General features: G+C 60.4%; 16 protein-coding genes. 7 read left to right on the forward strand and 9 right to left on the reverse strand.

From position 1 onward, the window contains the following. Positions 1 to 213: 213 nt before the first annotated feature. The 3 genes from QF039_RS17675 (at position 214) to QF039_RS17685 (ending at position 1,919) form a co-directional block, all read left to right on the forward strand. Complete coding sequence (locus QF039_RS17675; protein ID WP_307519775.1) at positions 214 to 555, forward strand: DUF6124 family protein; 342 nt, start codon at positions 214 to 216, stop codon at positions 553 to 555. A gap of 165 nt (positions 556 to 720) precedes the next feature. Then, entirely contained in the window at positions 721 to 1,209 is a 489-nt protein-coding gene (locus QF039_RS17680; protein WP_307519777.1) for an Hcp family type VI secretion system effector, read from the forward strand. After that, positions 1,206 to 1,919 carry a DUF4225 domain-containing protein gene (locus QF039_RS17685; RefSeq protein ID WP_307519779.1) on the forward strand — a complete coding sequence of 238 codons (714 nt, stop codon included), beginning with the start codon at positions 1,206 to 1,208 and terminating at the stop codon, positions 1,917 to 1,919. The genes QF039_RS17680 and QF039_RS17685 overlap by 4 nt, the downstream gene beginning before the upstream one ends. Before the next feature lie 893 nt (positions 1,920 to 2,812). Here the strand turns inward: QF039_RS17685 and cysS are convergent. Together cysS and QF039_RS17695 are read right to left on the reverse strand one after the other, a co-directional pair. Further along, entirely contained in the window at positions 2,813 to 4,201 is a 1,389-nt protein-coding gene (gene cysS, locus QF039_RS17690; RefSeq protein WP_008432427.1) for a cysteine--tRNA ligase, read from the reverse strand. Positions 4,202 to 4,221: 20 nt separating this feature from the next. Continuing rightward, positions 4,222 to 5,922: a glutamine--tRNA ligase/YqeY domain fusion protein gene (locus tag QF039_RS17695; protein WP_177020708.1), complete on the reverse strand. Its 1,701-nt coding sequence runs from the start codon at positions 5,920 to 5,922 to the stop codon at positions 4,222 to 4,224. A 246-nt stretch (positions 5,923 to 6,168) separates the two neighbouring features. Here QF039_RS17695 and QF039_RS17700 point away from each other — a divergent pair, with 246 nt between their 5' ends. Both QF039_RS17700 and lpxH read left to right on the forward strand, forming a co-directional pair. Next, on the forward strand, positions 6,169 to 6,672 hold the full coding sequence (locus QF039_RS17700; RefSeq protein WP_003211783.1) for a peptidylprolyl isomerase: 504 nt from the start codon (positions 6,169 to 6,171) through the stop codon (positions 6,670 to 6,672). Beyond that, positions 6,669 to 7,418 carry a UDP-2,3-diacylglucosamine diphosphatase gene (gene lpxH / locus QF039_RS17705; RefSeq protein WP_003211785.1) on the forward strand — a complete coding sequence of 250 codons (750 nt, stop codon included), beginning with the start codon at positions 6,669 to 6,671 and terminating at the stop codon, positions 7,416 to 7,418. Before QF039_RS17700 ends, lpxH begins: the two co-directional genes overlap by 4 nt. 168 nt (positions 7,419 to 7,586) lie before the next feature. Here lpxH and QF039_RS17710 read toward each other — a convergent pair whose 3' ends face one another. The 7 genes from QF039_RS17710 to QF039_RS17740 form a co-directional block, all read right to left on the reverse strand. Continuing rightward, complete coding sequence (locus QF039_RS17710) at positions 7,587 to 9,119, reverse strand: DHA2 family efflux MFS transporter permease subunit (protein ID WP_003211786.1); 1,533 nt, start codon at positions 9,117 to 9,119, stop codon at positions 7,587 to 7,589. Between the two features lie 64 nt (positions 9,120 to 9,183). Next, the gene (locus QF039_RS17715; protein ID WP_178903328.1) at positions 9,184 to 10,401 is read right to left on the reverse strand and encodes an efflux RND transporter periplasmic adaptor subunit; all 1,218 of its coding nucleotides are present in this window, start codon (positions 10,399 to 10,401) and stop codon (positions 9,184 to 9,186) included. A 15-nt stretch (positions 10,402 to 10,416) separates the two neighbouring features. After that, a complete protein-coding gene (locus QF039_RS17720; RefSeq protein WP_177068893.1) occupies positions 10,417 to 11,880 on the reverse strand; it encodes an efflux transporter outer membrane subunit in 1,464 nt (487 codons plus the stop codon). Continuing rightward, positions 11,877 to 12,350: a MarR family winged helix-turn-helix transcriptional regulator gene (locus tag QF039_RS17725; RefSeq protein WP_003211792.1), complete on the reverse strand. Its 474-nt coding sequence runs from the start codon at positions 12,348 to 12,350 to the stop codon at positions 11,877 to 11,879. Before QF039_RS17725 ends, QF039_RS17720 begins: the two co-directional genes overlap by 4 nt. 145 nt (positions 12,351 to 12,495) lie before the next feature. Next, on the reverse strand, positions 12,496 to 16,179 hold the full coding sequence (locus QF039_RS17730) for a translocation/assembly module TamB domain-containing protein (RefSeq protein WP_307519786.1): 3,684 nt from the start codon (positions 16,177 to 16,179) through the stop codon (positions 12,496 to 12,498). After that, positions 16,179 to 17,906 carry an autotransporter assembly complex family protein gene (locus QF039_RS17735; RefSeq protein WP_023658973.1) on the reverse strand — a complete coding sequence of 576 codons (1,728 nt, stop codon included), beginning with the start codon at positions 17,904 to 17,906 and terminating at the stop codon, positions 16,179 to 16,181. The genes QF039_RS17730 and QF039_RS17735 overlap by 1 nt, the downstream gene beginning before the upstream one ends. A 64-nt stretch (positions 17,907 to 17,970) precedes the next feature. After that, positions 17,971 to 18,621 (reverse strand): N-acetyltransferase, encoded by a 651-nt coding sequence (locus QF039_RS17740; protein WP_003211798.1) that lies wholly within the window; start codon positions 18,619 to 18,621, stop codon positions 17,971 to 17,973. A 203-nt stretch (positions 18,622 to 18,824) separates the two neighbouring features. Between QF039_RS17740 and xthA the strand changes: the two genes are divergently transcribed. Further along, positions 18,825 to 19,637 (forward strand): exodeoxyribonuclease III, encoded by an 813-nt coding sequence (xthA, locus tag QF039_RS17745; protein WP_102369515.1) that lies wholly within the window; start codon positions 18,825 to 18,827, stop codon positions 19,635 to 19,637. A gap of 201 nt (positions 19,638 to 19,838) precedes the next feature. Next, positions 19,839 to 21,179 carry a phosphate ABC transporter substrate-binding/OmpA family protein gene (locus QF039_RS17750; RefSeq protein ID WP_307519789.1) on the forward strand — a complete coding sequence of 447 codons (1,341 nt, stop codon included), beginning with the start codon at positions 19,839 to 19,841 and terminating at the stop codon, positions 21,177 to 21,179. Positions 21,180 to 21,263: the final 84 nt, after the last annotated feature.

Raw genomic sequence — 21,263 nt, forward strand, 5'->3', positions numbered from 1 at the left:
CCGGGTTTCGCAGCCCGGGTAAACTCTAGACGCACAGCGTCCACCACAAGATAGCGGGCGCTTTTTTATGCCTGATGTTATGGCGGCTGTGCGCGGGATACCTTCGGGTATGCCGGGTGCCTAGAGTCCCGGTCTGCGAACCTGCGTACAGCTGCCACCCGATTGTCGTTTCGCAGCGATGGGTGGCGGCTCCATTACTCTAGGAGCGTCGTCATGATCAAAGACAGTCCAAACCCGCCACTCGATTCACCCTCGCTTCACGCGGCTGCTCATCGGGCGATTAATCATTATCTGAATCCCTCTTCTGAACCTGATTCGCCTGACGAGAGCTCCAGGCTCTTTGTCGTGCGTGAAGGGTTGGACGCGGAGACGTTGTTGGTCAATGCATCGGAGGACTTGGCGTCGGTGCAGGTGTTAGCTACGAATCTGGCATTTGAAATCGATGGGCCGTCCCGGAGTGCGGCGTTGGGGATTTGCCGGATGTTGGAGGGGATTCAGTTATTGGTCGATAGCACCCTTGATCAATACGGCGCAACACACCACCAACTACGTTAAAGAGGAAAAAACACAACGGGGTGGATCTATTCGATTTCAACTAGACCCGCCCCTCCATTAGAGAAAAATCCTACATATTGCTCACACACTTCAAAGAGAATCTTCCGATATTTCCTATTTGCCATTTTTTGTATTCTGAAAACCAATAGATCAGGATGCTTCTTTATGGCTAACCACGGTTACATGACTATCAACGGAAAAACCCAGGGTCTTATTTCCGCAGGCTGCTCTACACAAGACTCTATCGGTAACAAATGCCAGGAAGGGCATCGCGACGAAATAATGGTGATGTCCTATAACCACAACATGCTCAATGAAGGGAATGTCAGAGCTGCGACTCATGGGCCAGTGGTCATCACAAAAAACGTCGATAAAGCTTCACCTCTGTTGGCGATGGCACTTTCCAAAAGAGAAGAGCTTAACTGCATCATCCATTTCTACCGTATTTCTCAGTTTGGCCAACACCAGAAGTACTACACCGTCGACCTACGGGGTTGCATCATCGCGGACCTTTCCCTTGACGTGCCCCACGCAGTACTGATGCACGATGTAGATGCACAAGAGCATCTCTCCATCCGGTATCGGGAAATCATCTGGACTCACCATCTGGCCGGTACCAGTGGCTACAGTTCATGGCCCGAGACCGATCTATGAAACTAAATCAAGAACCATCGACGCCAACGTTTCATGAACTGTGGGAAGTTAGTCAAGCCGCAGCAAAGCTGACGAATCACGCCTGTGCGATCAGTGCACGGCATCTCAAGGACGGGATAACACGGTCCATATTCAACCGGGAGGTTGCTTATTACGCGCGCAGTATTGTCAGGGATGTTGAACAAGGTAAGAAGACTATTGCGCAAGGGTTGATGGAGATAAAGACAGAGCAGCGCAGTTTGTCTCATCAGTCTAGAGAAATAGCGTTAAGGGGACTGGGAGTCGTTGCTGGCGCTATGCAAGTCGCAACAGGTGCAGGTATTTGCTACGCCTCAGTTGGGACACTTTGCCTTATCGCAGGGATGCCACTGATGGCACATGGGGCAAACAACCTATATGAAAATGGACGCAACCTTGTGACAGGGCAATCCGATACGACTGGTCCTCTGCGCAAGGGGTATCACTCGGTATCATCTGCGATGGGATATGGCGAGCGTGAAGCAAATATGGCATATGGCTCTGTTGATATTGGGCTTTCTGCCTACAGCGTTACAAGACGTGTATTCAAACCAGATAGCTGGCGCTTATTCAGGTATATCAGCACGGACAAGATACGAGCTTACAAGACAATGGGACCCAGTTCATTGGCATTTGAGGCGATATCAGACAGCATAACGCTAGAGCAGCTATATCAAGAGACAAAAAAGTGATTACATTTGCTTTTATTATATTTTCGTTATTTGGAATTTTTTTTGCCTACTACCTTAAAGTGGTGCTCTCCAGTAAAACCCTAGGATATGCCAAGTTTTTTCTAGGCTTAGCGATAAAATATGTTTTTTATGAGAGCGCATATGAATATCGTCAAATTTGATAACTTCCTGTACTTCGGACATCACCCGGAAATCATTAATAATTGCGAATCCGTTGGTTGGCTTGCATTTATTTGTCTTTTCCTACATGCGTTAGCATTTCCTGTCAAACGTGACTTGAAGTGGTGGTGGCAGCGCTTACCCGGAAAGTCCCAAAGATGATCACCTGGACGTTTGATTGTTCCCATGCTCTGCGTAGGAATGCATACCGTGACGCCCCGCATCAACTCGTGCAGAACTTCAACCTCGCATTGACGGCGGGACGCAGAGCGTCCGGGGCGGCATTCACACGCGGAGCATGGGAACAATCGATAACGCTCTTGCCCCACCACTCAGCACCTCGCTTAGGCTAGCGCCTAAGATCAAGATCAAAAGCAGATCAAGAGCACAGCGGCCTACCGGCCGGCTTGAGTGTGGTGAAGCAACAGCAAAATCAGAAGCGGGCACGGTTTAAATGTGGGAGCGGGCTTGCTCGCGAAGGTCGTTAACGATGATGTGGGCGTCCTGATTCAACGCGGCGCCCTCATGTTCTTCGCGAGCAAGCCCGCTCCCACATTAAGCAGCTCTGCGTTTGATCTTGAGATGGCTTGCTCGCCCCTCGATGCGTCAACCGTGTCCCCGCACAGGTGTCCCGTCCAAGACACGCTGTAAGAACCGCCACCCGAATAACGGATAGATAGGCAAAAAAAAACGCCCCGAACCAGTCGGGGCGTTTTTCATTCAGCAATCACCGATCAAGCCTGATCAGCCAACCGCCACGTCGTACCGCCCTTCCCGTCTTCCAACACCACACCCATCGCGGTCAGTTGGTCACGGATACGGTCGGACTCCGCCCAGTCCTTGTTGGCCCGGGCAGTCAAACGTGCCTGGATCAGCGCATCAACTTCAGCGGCATCCACACGCCCTTCAGCGCCTGCCTGCAGGAAGTCATCGGCTTCCATCTGCAATACGCCCAGCACGCTCGCCAGCTCTTTCAAACGTGCAGCAAGCCCCGCCGCTGCGTCGAGATCGCTCTCGCGCAGGCGGTTGATCTCACGCACCATTTCAAACAGCACCGCGCAGGCTTCAGGCGTACCGAAGTCGTCGTTCATCACTTCGGTGAACCGCGCGACAAACGCTTCGCCGCCCGCAGGCGCCACGGAGGGCAGGCCTTTCAACGCGTGGTAGAACCGCTCCAGGGCGCCCTTGGCGTCCTTGAGGTTGTCTTCCGAGTAGTTGATCGCGCTGCGGTAATGGCTCGACACCAACAGGTAGCGCACCACTTCCGGGTGGTACTTTTCCAGCACGTCGCGAATGGTGAAGAAGTTGTTCAAGGACTTGGACATCTTCTCGCCATTGATGCGAATCATGCCGCAGTGCATCCACGCGTTGGCGTAGGTCTTGCCGGTGGCCGCTTCGCTTTGGGCGATTTCGTTTTCGTGGTGCGGGAACTCAAGGTCGCTGCCGCCGCCATGAATGTCGAAGGTCTCGCCCAGGCAGCAGGTGGACATTACCGAGCATTCGATGTGCCAGCCCGGACGCCCGGCGCCCCATGGCGACTCCCAGCTCGGCTCGCCGGGCTTGGTGCCTTTCCACAGCACGAAGTCCAGCGGGTCTTGCTTGGCTTCGTCGACTTCGATCCGCGCACCGATGCGCAGGTCTTCGATTTTCTTGCGCGACAGCTTGCCGTAGCCCATGAACTTGGCGACGCGGTAGTACACGTCGCCATTGCCCGGGGCGTAGGCGTAACCCTTGTCGATCAGGGTCTGGATCATCGCGTGCATGCCCGGGATATGGTCCGTGGCGCGCGGTTCCATGTCCGGCTTGAGGATGTTGAGGCGTGCCTCGTCCTCGTGCATCGCAGCAATCATGCGCTCGGTCAGCGCATCGAACGACTCGCCGTTTTCGTTGGCGCGATTGATGATCTTGTCGTCGATGTCGGTGATGTTGCGCACATACGTCAGGTCATAACCGCTGAAACGCAACCAGCGGGTCACCAGGTCGAAGGCAACCATGCTGCGGCCGTGGCCGATGTGGCAGTAGTCATACACGGTCATGCCGCACACGTACATGCGCACCTTGTTGCCATCCAGCGGCTTGAAGACTTCTTTGGTCTTGCTGAGTGTGTTGTAGATCGTTAGCACGACAGTTCCTTAAAACAGAATCACTGGCCCCACGAATCACGCAAGGTCACGGTACGGTTGAATACCGGCTGACCAGGTTTCGAGTCCTTGATATCCGCGCAGAAGTAACCTTCGCGCTCGAACTGGAAACGGTCTTCCGGCTGTGCGTCGCCAAGCGATGGCTCGGCACGACAACCCGTGAGAACTTGCAGCGAGTCAGGGTTGATGTTGTCCAGGAAACTGGCGCTGTCTTCGGCCTTCTCGGGATTCGGCGAGCGGAACAGGCGATCGTACAGGCGCACTTCGCACTCGACGCTGGCCGCCGCCGGCACCCAGTGCACCACACCCTTGACCTTGCGGCCTTCCGGGTTCTTGCCCAGGGTGTCCGGGTCGTAGGAGCAACGCAGTTCGACGATGTTGCCATCGGCGTCCTTGATCGCTTCGTCGGCACGGATCACGTAGCTGCCGCGCAGGCGTACTTCGCCGTTCGGCTCCAGGCGCTTGTAGCCTTTTGGCGGCTCTTCCATGAAGTCATCGCGGTCGATGTAGATTTCACGGGCGAACGGCAGCTTGCGCACGCCGAGTTCTTCTTTCTGCGGATGACGTGGCAGTTCGAGGTTTTCGACCTGGCCTTCCGGGTAGTTGGTGATCACCACCTTCAACGGACGCAGCACGCACATGGCGCGCGGGGCGTTCGCGTCGAGGTCCTGACGGATGCTGAATTCGAGCATGCCGTAGTCGACCACGCCGTCGGAGCGGTTGGTGCCGACCATCTCGCAGAAATTGCGGATCGATGCCGGGGTGTAGCCACGGCGGCGGAAGCCCGACAGCGTCGACATGCGCGGGTCGTCCCAGCCAAACACGTGCTTTTCATCGACCAGTTGCTTGAGCTTGCGCTTGCTGGTGATGGTGTAGTTCAGGTTCAGGCGGCTGAACTCGTACTGACGCGGGTGCGCCGGTACCGGCAGGCTGTCGAGGAACCATTCGTACAGAGGACGGTGGCTTTCGAACTCCAGGGTGCAGATGGAGTGGGTGATGCCTTCGATGGCGTCCGACTGACCGTGGGTGAAGTCGTAGTTCGGGTAGATGCACCACTTGTCACCGGTCTGGTGGTGATGGGCGTGGCGGATGCGGTACATGATCGGGTCGCGCAGGTTCATGTTCGGCGAGGCCATGTCGATCTTGGCACGCAGTACGCGGGCGCCGTCCGGGAACTCGCCGGCGCGCATGCGGTTGAACCAGTCCAGGTTCTCTTCCACCGAACGGTCGCGGAACGGGCTGTTCTTGCCCGGCTCGGTCAGGGTGCCACGGTATTCCTTGGCTTGCTCCGGGGTCAGGTCGTCTACGTAGGCCTTGCCGGCCTTGATCAACTCGACGGCCCAGTCGAACAACTGGTCGAAATACTTGGAGGCATAGCGCACTTCACCGGACCATTCGAAGCCCAGCCACTTGATGTCGCTTTCGATGGCGTCGATGTATTCCTGGTCTTCCTTGGCCGGGTTGGTGTCGTCGAAACGCAGGTGCGTGACGCCACCGAACTCCTGGGCCAGGCCGAAGTTCACACAGATCGACTTGGCGTGGCCGATGTGCAGGTAACCGTTGGGCTCAGGCGGGAAGCGGGTGACGATCTGCGTGTGCTTGCCCGAATCCAGGTCCGCCTGGATGATCGGGCGCAGGAAATTGACCGGGACGGCAGGTCCGGCCTTGGAATTCGAGGTAGGGTCGACAGTGGGCTTGCTCATAGGATCCTTGAACAGACGAAGTACTTGGCCGGGTGAGGCCGACAAACAAAGGGCTTATCATAGCCGATGCTGTCAAGGCCCTGACAGAGCGTGGCCAAAAACTGCTGCATTTATTGCATGGGCGGTAAAAAACCACCTCGAAATTCCCGCAGGTCACGCTAAACTGCGCGCCTTGGCTGCCGTTTTTGCCAAGCAGGTAAGGCGCAAAACGCCCAAACCCACGAATTCCTTGAAAGAGTAGTGAACATGACTCAAGTCAAACTGACCACCAACCACGGTGACATCGTCATCGAGCTGAACGCCGAGAAAGCGCCGATCACCGTCGCCAACTTCATCGAGTACGTTAAAGCCGGCCACTACGAAAACACTGTTTTCCACCGTGTCATCGGCAACTTCATGGTCCAGGGCGGCGGTTTCGAGCCGGGCATGAAAGAAAAGAAAGACAAGCGTCCAAGCATCCAGAACGAAGCGGACAACGGCCTTTCCAACGACAAGTACACCGTCGCCATGGCCCGTACCATGGAGCCGCATTCGGCCTCCGCGCAGTTCTTCATCAACGTCGCCGACAACACCTTCCTGAACCACAGCGGCAAGAACGTGCAGGGCTGGGGCTACGCGGTATTCGGTAAAGTCACCGAAGGCCAGGACGTTGTCGACAAGATCAAGGGTGTGCAAACCACCGGCAAGGCAGGTCACCAGGACGTTCCGGTAGAAGACGTTATCGTCGAGAAAGCCGAGATCGTTGAGTGATATTGCTGATTTCAGATTTGCATCTGGAAGAGGAGCGCCCGGACATAACCCGGGCGTTTCTGGATTTACTGCACGGCCGCGCCCGTTCTGCCCAGGCGTTGTACATTCTGGGGGACTTCTTTGAAGCCTGGATTGGCGACGATGGGATGACGCCCTTCCAGCGTTCGATTTGCCAGGCTCTGCGCGAGCTGAGCGACAGCGGCACCCAGATTTTCATCATGCATGGCAACCGGGATTTCCTGATCGGCAAGGCGTTCTGCAAAGCCGCAGGCGCAACCTTGCTCAAGGACCCGAGTGTGGTGCAACTCGCAGGCGAGCCCGTGCTGTTGATGCACGGCGACAGCCTGTGTACCCGCGACCTTGGCTATATGAAGCTGCGGCGCATCCTGCGTAACCCCATCACGCTGTTCATCCTGCGCCACCTGCCCTTGCGCACGCGGCACAAGCTGGCGCGCAAGCTGCGCAGTGAAAGCCGCGCGCAGACGCGGATGAAGACCAACGACATTGTCGATGTAACGCCCGAGGAAGTGCCGAGGGTGATGCAGCAGTTCGGCGTGCGTACGCTGGTGCATGGCCACACCCACCGCCCGGCGATTCACAAGTTGCAGATTGGCGAGCAAGCGGCCAAGCGCATTGTGCTGGGGGATTGGGACAAGCAAGGGTGGGCATTGCAGGTGGATGAGCAAGGGTTTCAACTGGCGGCGTTTGACTTCGTCAACCCGCAGTTGGCACTGCCCGGCGCTTGACCCAGATCGTTCCCACGCTCTGCGTGGGAATGCATCCTGTGACGCTCTGCGTCACGACCTTCAAAAGCGGACGCAGAGCGTCCAGAGCGGCGTTCCCACGCAGAGCGTGGGAACGATCATCAAAGCGGCGTTCCCACGCGGAGCGTGGGAACGATCATGGATTGAGGCTTAGTGGCCCGAAGCCTCCGGCCCCGCCTTCGCTGCAAACGGCGGTTTCGCCAGCCATACAATCACGATCAACGCCATGAACATCCACCCCAGCAACGTGAAGTAATCCACGGTGGACATCATGTACGCCTGGCTCGTCAGTATCTGGTCCAACTGCGCATACGCCTTGTGCCCTGCCCCGCCGAGCGCCTGCAAGGCGTCCCGGGTGGCCGAGTCGTAGGTGGTCATGTTTTCGCTCATGTAGGCATGGTGCTGGTCCGCCCGGCGAATCCAGATCCAGGTGGTCAACGATGCCGCAAAGCTGCCGCCCAGGGTCCGCAGGAAGGTCGCCAGGCCTGCACCGTCGGCGATTTGCGCCGGCGGCAGGTCGGACATCAGGATGCTCAAGGTCGGCATGAAGAACAACGCCACGCCGATCCCCATGAACAACTGCACCAGGGCGATGTGGGTGAAGTCCACTTCATTGGTAAACCCGGCACGCATGAAGCAACTCAAGCCAATCGCCAGGAACGCCAGGCCAGCCAGCAAGCGCAGGTCGAACTTGTGCGCGTACTTGCCCACAAATGGCGACATCAACACCGGCAGAATCCCGATCGGCGCCACCGCCAGGCCCGCCCAGGTGGCGGTGTAGCCCATCTGGGTTTGCAGCCATTGCGGCAGGATCAGGTTGATCCCGAAGAAACCCGCGTACCCGAGTACCAACACAATCGTGCCGATGCGAAAGTTGCGATAGGCGAACAGCCGCAGGTTGACCACCGGGTGCTCGTCGGTCATTTCCCAGATCACGAACACCGCCAGGGCGACAGCCGAGATCACCGCGCCGATGATGATGAAGTTCGACTCGAACCAGTCCAGGTCGTTGCCCTTGTCGAGGATGATCTGCAAGGCGCCGACGCCGACGATCAGGCTGAGCAAGCCGACGTAGTCCATCGGCTGGTAGCTGGTGACCACCGGGCGTTTCTTCAGTTGCGAGCGCACCACCATCACGGCAAAGATGCCGATGGGTACGTTGATAAAGAAGATCCACGGCCAGCTGTAGCTGTCGGTAATCCAGCCGCCGAGGATCGGCCCGGCAATCGGCGCCACCACCGTGACCATCGCCAGCAACGCCAGGGCCATGCCACGCCTGGCGGGGGGATAGACCGCGATCAGCAGCGTCTGGGTCATCGGGTACAACGGGCCGGCAACCAGGCCTTGCAATACCCGAAAGCCGATCAGCTCGGGCATCGAGGTGGAAATACCGCAGAGAAACGAGGCCAGCACAAACAGGATGGTGGCCCACAGAAACAGCTTCACCTCGCCGAAGCGACGGCTCAGCCAGCCGGTCAGCGGCAGCGCGATGGCGTTGCTCACGGCAAACGAGGTGATGACCCAGGTGCCCTGCTCCGAACTCACGCCGAGGTTGCCGGAAATCGTCGGCAGCGCCACGTTGGCGATGGTGGTGTCGAGCACCTGCATGAAGGTCGCCAGGGACAGGCCGATGGTGGCCATCAGCAAGCTGGGCGGCGTGAAGGAGGCGTTAGCGTTACTCATCGCGAATCCTGTGCAACATGATTGGCGCTACGGCCGCCGGGGCCGCAGCTGATGGATTGGCGAATCAGCGCTGGGCAGCCTTGGGAGCGGCGACGCTGTTGTCATGGATCAATTGGGTGATCATCGCGTCGGCTTCGGCCAACTGGCGGTCGTAAACGTTGGTGGTGAACGACGCCTTCTGCGGCGCCTGCTGGGCCAGTACCGGGCCGCTCTGGTCGTGCAGGTCGACGTCGACCACGGTGGACAGGCCCACCCGCAGCGGGTGCTTGGCCAACTCATCGGCGTTCACATGGATACGCACCGGCACCCGTTGCACGATCTTGATCCAGTTACCGGTGGCGTTCTGCGCCGGCAGCAAGGCAAATGCACTGCCGGTCCCCGCGCCGAGGCTGTCGACGGTGCCGCTGAATTTCACGTCGCTGCCGTAGATGTCGGATTCGATATCCACCGGCTGGCCGATACGCATATTGCGCAGCTGGGTTTCCTTGAAGTTGGCGTCGATCCACAGTTGATCCAGCGGGATCACCGCCATCAGTGCAGTACCCGGCTGGACCCGCTGGCCCAGTTGCACGGTACGCTTGGCCACATAGCCGGTCACCGGTGCGATCAGGGTGCTGCGGGCGTTGGTCAGGTAAGCCTGGCGCAACTGTGCGGCGGCAGCCTGCACGTCCGGGTGGGACGAAATCACCGTGTCATCCACCAGCGCGCTGCTGGTCTTGAACTGTTGCTGCACGTTGGCCAAGGCGTTTTGCGCCGAGGTCAGGTCGTCACGGGCGTGGGACAGTTCTTCCTGGGAAATCGCCCCGCCGGCAGCGAGGTTCTTGCGTCGGTTGTAGTTGTCCTGGGCCTTTTGCACGTTGGCTTGTTGCGCCAGCACCTGGGCTTTCATGCCATCGACGTTGCTGTACAAGCCACGCACCTGGCGCACGGTGCGGGCCAGGTTGGCCTGGGCACTTTGCAGGCCGACGGCCGCGTCGTTGGGGTCGAAGTTGATCAACACCTGGCCTTCATGCACCAGGTCGCCGTCGTCGGCGCCGATGCTCACCACGGTGCCGGTCACCAGCGGGGTGATTTCCACCACGTTGCCATTGACGTAGGCGTCGTCGGTGCTTTCGCTGAAGCGACCATACAATTCGTACCAACCCCACACGCCCAAGGCGCCGAGGATGACGATCAGCGCCAGCACAAACAGCATGACTTTGCGTTTGCGCGGGTTGCTGTTGTTGGGTTGTTCAGCCTTGTTTGTTTCAGGAGCGTTGTTGCTGGTTTCGGCAGTGGCCATGACAAGTACCTTGAATTATTCAGTGCGCGTGGCTGGGGTGGTCGAGGCCACGTTATCGGCGTGGAAACCGCCGCCCAGGGCCTGCATCAGTTGAATCGAAAGATCGATTTGCTCGGCATTCAGGGTGGCCAACTGACGCTGGGCCTGGAGCAGTTGCTGTTCGATGCTGAGCACGTCCAGGTAATTGCCGATACCTGAGCTGTAACGCTGGACGCCGGTGTCGTAGGACTGCTGGGCAATGTCAGCGGCGTGTTGCTGGGCCTGGATCTGCCGGCCGGTCTCGCGCAATTGCGAGAGTGTGTTGCCGATATCGCCCAAGGCTTGCACCAGGGTTTTGTTGTACTGGGCCACGGCCAGGTCGTAGTCGGCGTCGCGAGCGTCGAGGTCGGCGCGCAGGCGGCCGCCGTCGAAGATCGGCAGCGAGACGGTCGGCGCAATGCTGAAGAAGCGGCTGGCCGAACCAAACATCGCATCCCCCAGCAATGACTCGGCCCCGGCGCTCGCGCTCAGGTTGAGGTTGGGGTAGAAACGGGTCTTGCTGGCCGCGATGTTCTTGCTCGCCGCCTCCACCCGCCAGCGTGCGGCGATCAGGTCCGGGCGACGGCCCACCAGCTCGGCAGGCAACACCGAAGGCACCGCAACCGCGCTCGGCTTGAGCACGTTGGGGCGTACCAGTTCGCTGCCACGGTCCGGGCCTTTGCCGAGCAACACCGCGAGGGCGATCTTCGCGCTCTGCAGTTGTTTTTCCGCATCGATCAGTTGCGACTGGGAGCTGGCTTCCAGGCTTTCGGTTTGCTGGTACTGGTACTGGCTGTCGATCCCGGAGTTCAGGCGACGCTGGCCCAGGTCGAGCATCTGCCGGGTGCGCTTGAGGTCATCATTGGCCAGGTCACGCACGATATGGGCCTGGCCCAGGTCGCTGTAGGCCTTGGCGACGTTGGCTGCCAGGGTCAGGCGCGCGGCCTGTTGGTCGACTTCGGCAGCGCGGGCCTGGCCCAGCGCGGCTTCCCAGGCGGCGCGCTGGCCACCCCACAGGTCAAAGTTGTAATTGAAGCTGGCACCGATGTTGCGCACGGTGGCGTAGGCATCGCCCTGGCCCAACGGGTCCTGGTCCTTGGCCAGGCGCGAACGGCTGACACCGGCGCTGGCATCCAGGGTCGGCATGCGCTCGGCGTCGGCGGCATAGGCAGCGGCTTCGGCCTGGTGGGCACGGGCGCTGGCCACTTGCATGTCGGGGCTGTTCTGCAGGGCTTCCTGGATGAGGCTGTCGAGCTGTGGGTCGCCAAGGCCTTTCCACCAGTCGGCGGTGGGCCAGGCAGCGGTGGACAGGGTCACGCCGCTGAGGGATTTGCCGGTTTGCAGGTTATTGGCTTCGAGGCGTTTGCCTTCTGTGTCCAAGCCGCTGAAATTGGCACAACCGGCCATAGTCATGGCCACCAGCACAAGGCTGAGGCCGGCACGCAAGGAGCGATTGTTCATGCACTACCTACCCGCTGAATGGTGATGGGGTCACCCGCAGCTATCAGAATTTTCTTCAGGATTTTTTCCAGGGTTTGCAATTCACCCGGCTCCAGGGCGCCCGCCAACTGGTTCAGGGCCTGGGCACCGATGTGCGGCAGCATGTCGGCCACGCGCTGGCCTTCCGCGGTCAGCACCAACTGCACCTGGCGCCGGTCCTGCTCGGAACGCTTGCGCGCCAGCAGGTCCTTTTGTTCCAGGCGGTCGAGCATGCGGGTCATGGAGCCGCTGTCCAACGACAGGTTGCGGCACAGCTCGGCCGGGGTGTCGACGCCGTACTGGGCCATGATGATCAACACCTTGAACTGCGCGGCCGTGATGCCGTGGGGTTCCATGTGGGTGTCGATGATCTTGTCTTTGAGCAGCGCAGCCCGGCCCAGCAGCAAGCCGAGGTGGCAGTTGTGGAAGTTTTCGGGGGTGAAGTGCTTCATCGTGACCAGCCTATTAACTGCCTAAGCAGTGAATGTGTGACACGATGTTACTGCCTAGGCAGCGAATGTCAAACGAATAGTTAGGTTGCTTGGTAATTAGCCGATAAAGGGTGGGAGCCGGGCTCCCACCCTTAAGGTGTACGGATCAAAAATCGCGCTTGTAGAAAATATCCAGGGAGCTGGCCACGCCGCTGGCCACTTCCAGGTACACCTTCTTGCTCAGCAAATAGCGCAAGGCGATGGTGTTGGCCGGCTCGAACACCCCCACGCCATAACGCAGGCTGAGCTTCTCGGAGATCTTGCCGCTGGCCACCACGGCGGTGTTGTTGCCACTGCCCTGGGTGTCCAGTTCAAAGTCCTGGATGCCCAGGTTCTTGGCGATGTCCGACGTGACCCCGGCACTGCCCATCAACCCAAGACCCAGTGCCGCTTCGGCCAGCATGTTGTTGTCCTCACCGTTGGTGGTGCGCGAACGCCCCAACACCAGGTACGACAATGCATCCTCTTGGGCCATGGCCGGCTCCGAGAAAATTTGCGTAGTCGGCTGCTCGGCACTGCCGCTCAGACGAATACCGGCGGTGACGGTCCGGGACGGCTCGGTGGTGATCCGCACGGCCTCGATATCCAGGAACGGCTGGTCAATCGGCCCGGCAAACAGCAATCGCGCGCGGCGCACAGTCAGGCGCTGGCCGTAGGCACGGTAGCGGCCGTCGTTGAGCCACAGTTCGCCACGGGTGTCCATGTTGTCGCCGATGTGCACATGGCCTTGCAGGTTGGCGGTGAGGCCAAACCCGGCGAAGCTCAGCTTGTCCTTGCCTACCTCCACATCGATGTCCATCGCCATGGCCATCGGCGGCTTGCCCTCTTCGGTCTGGCTGCCGACGATCACCGTGTCATCCGAGACCTTGACCGTCGATGGCGGCAATTCCCGCACGGTGATCTCGCCCTTGGGAATCTGCACCTTGCCGGAGATCGCCAGCTTGTCGTTCTTCATGCTGATCTTCAGGTCGGGCGCCACCTCCAGGGCCGCGTAGGGTTCCACAGTGACGGGCAGCTGCGTGCCTTGCAGCGCGATATCCACCGCCAGGGCCTGGCCCCAGTCGATCTGCCCCTTGATAGTGCCCTGCCCGGCCTTGCCGCTGCGCCAGCCGCCATTGAGCTGCACGCTTTCGCCGGCAATCAACGCCTGGATATTCAGGCCTTCAATGCTGGTGGGCAGTTCCGGGCCGGAGATTTCCCCCCCCACCAGGTTGACGCTGCCGTTGACCTGAGGCGCCAGCAGGCTGCCGGCGATTCGCCCGTTACCGTTGAGCTTGCCGTTGAGCTTCTCGACCATGGGTACAAAGGGGCGGGCCACCGCGAGGTCGAGGCCGGTCAGGGTGAAGTTGCCGGTGATCGGCTTGTTCTTTGCCAGCGGATTGAGCTGCGCCTGCAACAGCAACTCGCCGAGCTTGCCGCCACGGAAATTGAGCTGGGTGTCGATGCGCGTGGGGTTGAGGGTGGTTTCCAGCTTCAGCGTGTCATAGGGGAAATCCAGCCACTGGTCTTTGTCCTTGACCCGCAGGGTGCCACCGCTGGCGTCCACCGAGACCACGCCTTTAGGGCCGCTGGCCGGCAGGTCGAGTTGCACGTCGGCATTGAGCTTGCCCTGCCAGGCGAAATCCTTGGGCAACCACTGCGCGAGGCTGTCGATCGGGAACTGCTTGAGGTGGTAACGCAGCTTCGGCTCGGGCATCAGGCGCTGGTCTTCGCCGCACAGGCTCGCCGGGCCGGAGACCCAGCAGTGCGCCGCAAAGGTCAGCTTGCCGTCGGCCAGGCGCTCGATTTTAGCCGGCGCTTGCAGCTTCCAGTCCTGGCCACCGGCTTGCACATCGCCGCTGGCCAGGCGCCCGCGCCAGTTGCCTTTGTCGAGGTTGCCGTCCAGCGCCAGGGCCAGCTTGAGCAACGGGCCGGCCAGGTCGAGCTGGACTTTCTGGCTTTTGATATCGCCCTGGGCGCTGGCAGTGAAGGTGCCGAGCTGGGTTTCACCGGCCTGGATGCCACTGCCTTTCAGGTCGATTTTGGCGCGCTGGGCATTATCCAGGTTCGCGTCCAGGGTCAGGTTTTGCAGGCGGTTATCTTCAAACGCCAGTTGCTGGCCAACCAGGTTGAGCTTGCCTTGCGGCGCTTTCAGGGTGCCGGCGACGTCGAGGCGACCATTCATCTGCCCGCGCAGTTGCGGCCAGAGCTGGGCGAGGCGCGTCAGCTTGATGTCGATCTGCCCGGCGAGGCGCTGTTGCAGGCTGCCGCTGCCATAGATGCGGTTGTCGCCGAGGCGAATGTCGAGGGTGCCGAGGGTCCATTGCTCGCCTGCGCCTTCGGCCTTGGCCTGGAGCACGGCAGGTTGGCCACGCAGACGACCCTTGAGGTCGAGGTCGGCATTGAGCTTGAGTTGCTCGTTCTTCATTTCGCCCTTGCTGCGCAGCGGGCCGGCCAGAGTACCCGGCAGTTCCGCGACCCAGTACGCCGGGTTGATGGCCGACAGGTCCAGCGCCGTGTCCCAGGCGATGCCATCGGCAAATTGCAGGTTCAGGTGGCCTTCGGCCTTGCCCTGACCGGCCGCGAGTTTCAGCTCGGGGAGGAACACTTGCTTGAGGTCGCCGCTGAACGGGCTGGCCAGGCTGAACTTGCCCGCAGGGCCGTCGAGGTCGGCCTTGAAGTTGCCCAGGTAGTTGCCGTCCTTGTAGGAAACTTCACCATTGAAGGTACGCAAGGCCACCTGGGGTTCGTCGATCACCGGGTACAGGCGATGCCACGGGAAATCCAGCCAGTCGATTTTTGCGTCGGCGCTGAAGCCTTGCTGCCAGTCCAGATTGGCACTGAGCTTGAGGCTTTGCTTGTCACCGGCATTCAAATCCAGCCCGGCGATCTGCGCGCCCTTGGCGTCGACCTTACCTTGCAGCAGCAGGTCCACCGGGCCTTTTTCCGCGGGCAGTACGGCTTTGCCCAGCAACTGGTAACCGTTGCTCAGGTCGCCCTTGGCGGTCAGGTCCAGCTGATTGAGTTGCAGGGTATCGGGCAAATCGGCGCTGGGTTTGAAGCCGTCGGCGGTGATGCGCAGTTGCGCCGGCAGGTTTTCCACCAGCGGTTGCAGTTCGCCGCTGAGCTTGGCCGGCAGGTAGCCGCTGCTGTCGGCGTCGAGCTTGAGGGTCTTGAGCAAATCGCCATCGACCTTCAGCGCCAGCGTCCAGGGCGCGCCGCCCGGCGCGTAAGGCAGGCTCAGGTTGCCGCTGGCGGCCAGCGGCCAGTTGCCGGTGGGTTGCAGCAGGCCGGACAGGTCAAGGACCAAACCGTCCCGTTGCAGGTGCACCGAATCGATCTGCATCCCGGCGGCAGTCCAGTGCGCCGCCAGCTGCAGGCCCTGGAGCTCTTCGCTGCCATTGAACAGCAGGCTGCCAACGCGGATGTCACCCAACTGAAGGGCGACCGGCAGTTTCAGGTCCGGCAGGGTAATCGGGCCGCTGCTTTCTTCGGTGCCGGGTGGAAATTGCAGGCTCACCTGCTCCACATCCAGTTGGTTGATGCACAAGGTCATGCGCATCAAACAGGCCGGCGACCAGTCGAACTTTGGCGACTGAAGCTCCACGCGGCTGCTGTCCTGCTGCCATAACAGATGGTTGGCACTCCACTGCCCGCCCAGGCGACCCTGGAAATTCTCCACGGTCAAACCCGGCACCTGGCCCAGCACCCACCGGCTGCCGGCTTGGGTACCCAGCACCGTCCACAGTGCCAGCACTATCACTGCGAGGACCGCCAGCACGGCCAGCCCCGCTATTTTCAAACCACGCATCACAGCTCAGGCCCCATGGAAAAGTGCAAACGAATGCCGCCCGGATCTTCGAGGGCGTGGGCCAGGTCGAGGCGAATCGGGCCAACCGGCGACACCCAGCGCACACCCACACCCACGCCGGTTTTCAGGCTTGGCATTTCCAGGGTGTTGAACGAATTGCCTTGGTCGATAAAGGTCGCGATCCGCCATTTTTCGGCGATGGAATATTGGTACTCGGCGCTCAGGGCCACCATGTAGCGGCCGCCGATGCGGTCGCCACGATCGTTTTCCGGGGACAGGGTCTGGTACTCGTAACCCCGTACGCTCTGGTCGCCACCGGCAAAAAAGCGCAACGACGGCGGCACGGATTTGTAGCCGTTGGTGGCACTGCCGCCAAACTGCGCCCGTGCCAGGAAACGGTGGTTGTCCCACAGGGTGGTCAAGCCCTTGATGGTCGCCGTGCCGTAAAGCAGGTTGGTGTCGGAACCCAGGCCTTCCTTGGCGACCTTGGCGTCGAACAGCAGGCGATAGCCATTGTGCGGGTCGATGCGGTTGTCGCTGCGCAGGTAGGAATAACTGATGCCCGGCATCAGCAGCGTACTCAGGCCCGAGTCGTTGCCCAGGCGATATTCTTCGCGCTGCCATTTGAGCGAGATCACCCGCGTCCAGCCGCTGGGCAACTTGCTGTGCCACTCGGGGCCGAGGGTGAGCAGTTTACTCAGGGTGTCGGTGTTGGCGATTTCTTCATTCTGGTAGCCGCCGGCAAAGCGCAGTTTGTCGGTCAGTGGCGGGTCCATGGGAATGTCGTACCACAACCCGACGTTCTGCCGAGGCGCGGAAAGCTCGGCTTCCCAGCCATAACTGTGGCCCTGGGGGTTGACCCAGTGGCGCGTCCAGTTGGCCTTGCCCCGTGGACCGACATCGGTCGAGTAACCGAGGCCCAGGCCCATGGTGCGCGGCTTGCGGGTTTCCAGTTGCACGGCCACCGGGATCACGTCATTGGTCGAGGCCGCCGGGGCGGCGTCCACGCGCACGCCCTCGAAAAAGCCGCTGGATTGCAGGTTCTGGTTGAGTTCGGCGATCAGTTCGGAGTCGTAAGGCGCGCCGCTCTTGAACGGCACCATGCGTTGCAGCAGGTCTTCATCAAACGGCGTATCGCCGGCAAAGCTGACCTTGCCCAAGGTGTAGCGTGGGCCACTGTCATAAATCAGTTCGATATCGGCCACCCCCGCCTTGGGGTCGACCGAGAGTTTCTGGCTGGTAAAGCGCCCGCTGAAAAAGCCGTAGCGTGACGCCTGGTTCTGGATGACGCGCTTGGCGTCTTCGTAGTTGCCGTGGTTGAGCACGGCGCCGGATTTGAGTTGGTCGCTGGCGGGCACGCGAAAGGCCTTGAGGTCGGCGGCCTGGCCGTCGACCCGAATGGTCACATTGCGCAAATGCACCGGTTCGCCGGGGTCGATGGTGAGGATCAGGCGCGGGTTCTTGCCGCCCTTCACATCGCTGGCAATCTGCGGTTGGTAGTAGCCCAGCGCCTGGGCGGCCTTGCGGGCCTGCTCCTCGGCGCCACGGCTGAACCGCAGCAGGGCTTCTTCGTCACGATCGCCGACCCCGCCGATATAGCCTTCGATGTTGGCTTTCAACGCGTCGTTTGAAGGCTTGATGCGCACATCCAATTCGCTTTGCGCCAAGGCGCCGCAGCTCGTGAACAGCAGAATCAAGCCGCTGGTAAATCTTCCTGGAAACTTCATAGGCCGGGATGCTACACGAGCTTGGGAGCGAGTTAGAACCCGGATTTGTCTGAATAATTCTGTCTTAAACCGTTGCAGCCTGTAACACCTGCGGATTTGCGTGAAAGAACACGTGTTCCAGTACCGGTCCTACAGCGACCTCGCCGATCTCTTCATAGCCCTGGCGCTTATAGAATTCCAGATAGCGAGAATTCCCCGTGTCCAGCACCACGCCCGAGGAATGCGGGTCTTCGGCGCACCAGTTGTGCACCGCTTCCAGCAGTTGCTCACCGTAGTGCTTGCCCTGGAATTGCGGGTGAATCCCCAGCAACGGCAGCACATGCACCGAATCCGAGGGCAGGCACGCCAGCACTGCCTGATGGTATTCCAGATAACGCCGGGTACCGCGCACACCAGTACTCAGCCACATGCGCAACTGCCAGGCCCAGCTTTCGGTGATGCCCAGGCGGCGGGTCGGTGGCGCGATCAGGGCGATGCCGATCAGCCGGTCGTTGACCAACAGGCCAATCGCCGGGAGTTTCTGGAAGAAGTGCTGCTTGACCAGTTCACGCACCGTGGCGCGCACCCGCTGTTCGTAGCCGGGACGTTCGGCTTCGAAGATGTAGGCGAACGTCGGCTCATGGCGATAGGCCTGGTACAACAGCGAACGGGCTTCGCGGGAATAGCCGCTGTCGAGCATGTGGATCTGGGCGATGGCAGTCGAGGTGTCAGGCATAACAGTGAATCTCCCCTGGGCGCTGACTCAAAAGGTCGCGCTCTTGTTATTACGAACGTCTGCGGCACTGTTTCGTTCAGTGTAGCCACCGGACGCCGCTTCGTAGCCCAACGCAGCCTTGTGCCTCGGCAGCTGCTACAAGGCTGGCTCCCGTCCTGCATTGTCGGCTAGCATCGCCCTTTTGCCAGACTGGACCGCCGACCATGAAAATCGTGTCTTTCAATATCAACGGGCTGCGCGCCCGCCCTCATCAGCTGGCGGCACTGATCGAGAAACATCAGCCGGACGTGATCGGCCTGCAGGAAACCAAGGTCCACGACGACCAGTTCCCGCTGGATGAGATCAAGGCCCTCGGCTATCACGTGTATTACCACGGGCAGAAAGGCCACTACGGTGTTGCCCTGCTCTCGCGCCAGGAACCGCTGGCGCTGCACAAAGGCTTTGCCAGTGACGAAGAAGACGCCCAGCGCCGGTTTATCTGGGGCACCTTCGCCGACGCCAACGGCAACCCGATTACCATCATGAACGGCTATTTCCCACAGGGCGAAAGCCGCGACCACCCCACCAAGTTCCCGGCCAAGCAGCGCTTCTACGAGGACCTGCAAACCCTCCTGGAGTCGCAGTTCAGCAATGAACAGGCCGTGGTGGTGATGGGGGATGTGAATATTTCCCCGGAAGACTGCGACATCGGCATCGGTGCCGACAACGCCAAGCGCTGGCTGAAGACCGGCAAGTGCAGCTTCCTCCCGGAAGAACGCGAGTGGATGGCCCGCCTGAAGAACTGGGGCCTGGTGGACAGCTTCCGCCACCTCAACCCGGATGTGGCAGACCGCTTCAGCTGGTTCGATTACCGCAGCCGTGGTTTTGAAGACGAGCCAAAGCGCGGGCTGCGGATCGACGTGATCCTGGCTTCCCAGGGCTTGTTGCCCCGGGTAAAGGATGCCGGTGTGGACTACGACCTGCGCGGCATGGAAAAACCCTCCGATCATGCACCGATCTGGCTGGAATTGAGCTGATTTCTTAACAGCAGCGCCGTTAAATGTGGGAGCGGGCTTGCTCGCGAATACGGTGTGTCAGTCACCGGATACGTCGACTGACACACCGTATTCGCGAGCAAGCCCGCTCCCACACTTTTTGACGGCGTGATGCCGGTCATATTGCTGAAACCTCTCTGACTTAATCTCGCGGCACTCCCTTTGGCTTGAGAAGGTGCCGGCATGATGCTGCGCGTTCTATCCCTGCTGGCACTGTTCAGCGCATTTCCCCTCGCCGCTTTTTCCACCCCTCTGCCCTTCCCCGAACATGGCCCGGCCTTGCGCATCCAGGGTTCCAATACCATCGGCGCGGCACTTGGCCCGGCGCTGGTCAAGGGGCTGATGGAGCAACAGGGGTTGCAAGCGGTGCACAGCGAGCCATCTGACCAGGCCAACGAACAGCACATCGTCGGCAAGACTCGCCAGGGCCAGAAGGTGACGGTGGAAGTGGCGGCCCATGGCTCCAGCACCGGGTTCGCAGCCCTGAAAAACGCCAGCGCCGACCTCGCGGCGTCTTCCCGGCCGATCAAGGACAGCGAACTGGTGGACCTCGAAGCCCTCGGCGACCTGAAAAGCCCCGACGCCGAACAGGTCATCGCCATTGACGGGCTGGCGATCATCCTCAACCCACGCAACCCGCTGGGGACGTTGAATACCGCGCAACTGGCGCAGATCTTCAGCGGCGAAGTCTCGACCTGGGAACAACTGGGCGGCATCGGTGGCCAAATTCACCTGTACGCGCGGGATGATCAATCCGGCACCTATGACACCTTCAAGGAACTGGTGCTCAGCCGGCGCGGCAAGTCGTTGGATGGCAGCGCCAAGCGCTTCGAATCCAGCGAGCAGTTGTCGGATGCTGTCAGCCATGACCCCCAGGGCATCGGTTTTATCGGATTGCCCTATGTGCGCCAGGCCAAGGCGGTGGCCATCGTCGATGGCGACTCGCAGCCGATGCTGCCGCTGAACAGCTTGATCGCCACCGAGGACTACCCGCTGTCACGCCGGTTGTTCTTCTACCTGCCACCTGTTGCACAAAACCCCTGGGCCAAGGCCCTGGTGGACTTTGCACAAAGCAGCAAGGGCCAGGCGATCGTCGCCTCCAACGGTTTTATCGCACAGCAGGTGCAGGCCATGGCGGTGGAACCACGGGCGCCGATGCCCGGGGATTACCAGGCGATTGCCCGACAAGCGCAGCGCCTGACGGTAAATTTCCGGTTTGAGGAAGGCAGTGCCAGCCTCGACAACAAGGCGCGCCAGGACCTGATGCGGGTAGTGGCTTATATAAAGAGCCACGGCAAGCTGGACAAGCAGGTGACGCTGGTGGGGTTTGGGGATGCCAAGAGTGATGCGCAACGGGCGGCGCTATTGTCGAAGTTGCGGGCGATGGCGGTGCGCCGGGAATTGGTTAAAAGCGGCGTGGTGCTGAGGGACATTCAGGGGTTCGGTGCCGAGATGCCAGTGGCGGCAAATACGGCGGATGAGGGACGGATCAAGAACCGGCGGGTGGAGGTCTGGGTGTATTGAGGACGCGGAGCGTCCGGGGCAGCATTCCCACGCAGAGCGTGGAAACGATCAACTGGCCTCATCGCGGCAAGCCCGGCTCCCACA

Source organism: Pseudomonas sp. W2I6 (genome assembly GCF_030815935.1).
Taxonomy (GTDB): domain Bacteria; phylum Pseudomonadota; class Gammaproteobacteria; order Pseudomonadales; family Pseudomonadaceae; genus Aquipseudomonas.

What these genes read in the sequence shown, in the direction of transcription:
- QF039_RS17720 (WP_177068893.1), bottom strand. Translation starts at nt 11,880, where the DNA reads ATGAACAATCGCTCCTTGCGTGCCGGCCTCAGCCTTGTGCTGGTGGCC.
- QF039_RS17735 (WP_023658973.1), bottom strand. Translation starts at nt 17,906, where the DNA reads ATGAAGTTTCCAGGAAGATTTACCAGCGGCTTGATTCTGCTGTTCACG.
- QF039_RS17675 (WP_307519775.1), top strand. Translation starts at nt 214, where the DNA reads ATGATCAAAGACAGTCCAAACCCGCCACTCGATTCACCCTCGCTTCAC.
- QF039_RS17715 (WP_178903328.1), bottom strand. Translation starts at nt 10,401, where the DNA reads ATGGCCACTGCCGAAACCAGCAACAACGCTCCTGAAACAAACAAGGCT.
- QF039_RS17725 (WP_003211792.1), bottom strand. Translation starts at nt 12,350, where the DNA reads ATGAAGCACTTCACCCCCGAAAACTTCCACAACTGCCACCTCGGCTTG.
- QF039_RS17750 (WP_307519789.1), top strand. Translation starts at nt 19,839, where the DNA reads ATGATGCTGCGCGTTCTATCCCTGCTGGCACTGTTCAGCGCATTTCCC.
- xthA (WP_102369515.1), top strand. Translation starts at nt 18,825, where the DNA reads ATGAAAATCGTGTCTTTCAATATCAACGGGCTGCGCGCCCGCCCTCAT.
- QF039_RS17710 (WP_003211786.1), bottom strand. Translation starts at nt 9,119, where the DNA reads ATGAGTAACGCTAACGCCTCCTTCACGCCGCCCAGCTTGCTGATGGCC.
- QF039_RS17700 (WP_003211783.1), top strand. Translation starts at nt 6,169, where the DNA reads ATGACTCAAGTCAAACTGACCACCAACCACGGTGACATCGTCATCGAG.
- QF039_RS17740 (WP_003211798.1), bottom strand. Translation starts at nt 18,621, where the DNA reads ATGCCTGACACCTCGACTGCCATCGCCCAGATCCACATGCTCGACAGC.
- QF039_RS17695 (WP_177020708.1), bottom strand. Translation starts at nt 5,922, where the DNA reads ATGAGCAAGCCCACTGTCGACCCTACCTCGAATTCCAAGGCCGGACCT.
- QF039_RS17680 (WP_307519777.1), top strand. Translation starts at nt 721, where the DNA reads ATGGCTAACCACGGTTACATGACTATCAACGGAAAAACCCAGGGTCTT.
- QF039_RS17730 (WP_307519786.1), bottom strand. Translation starts at nt 16,179, where the DNA reads ATGCGTGGTTTGAAAATAGCGGGGCTGGCCGTGCTGGCGGTCCTCGCA.
- QF039_RS17685 (WP_307519779.1), top strand. Translation starts at nt 1,206, where the DNA reads ATGAAACTAAATCAAGAACCATCGACGCCAACGTTTCATGAACTGTGG.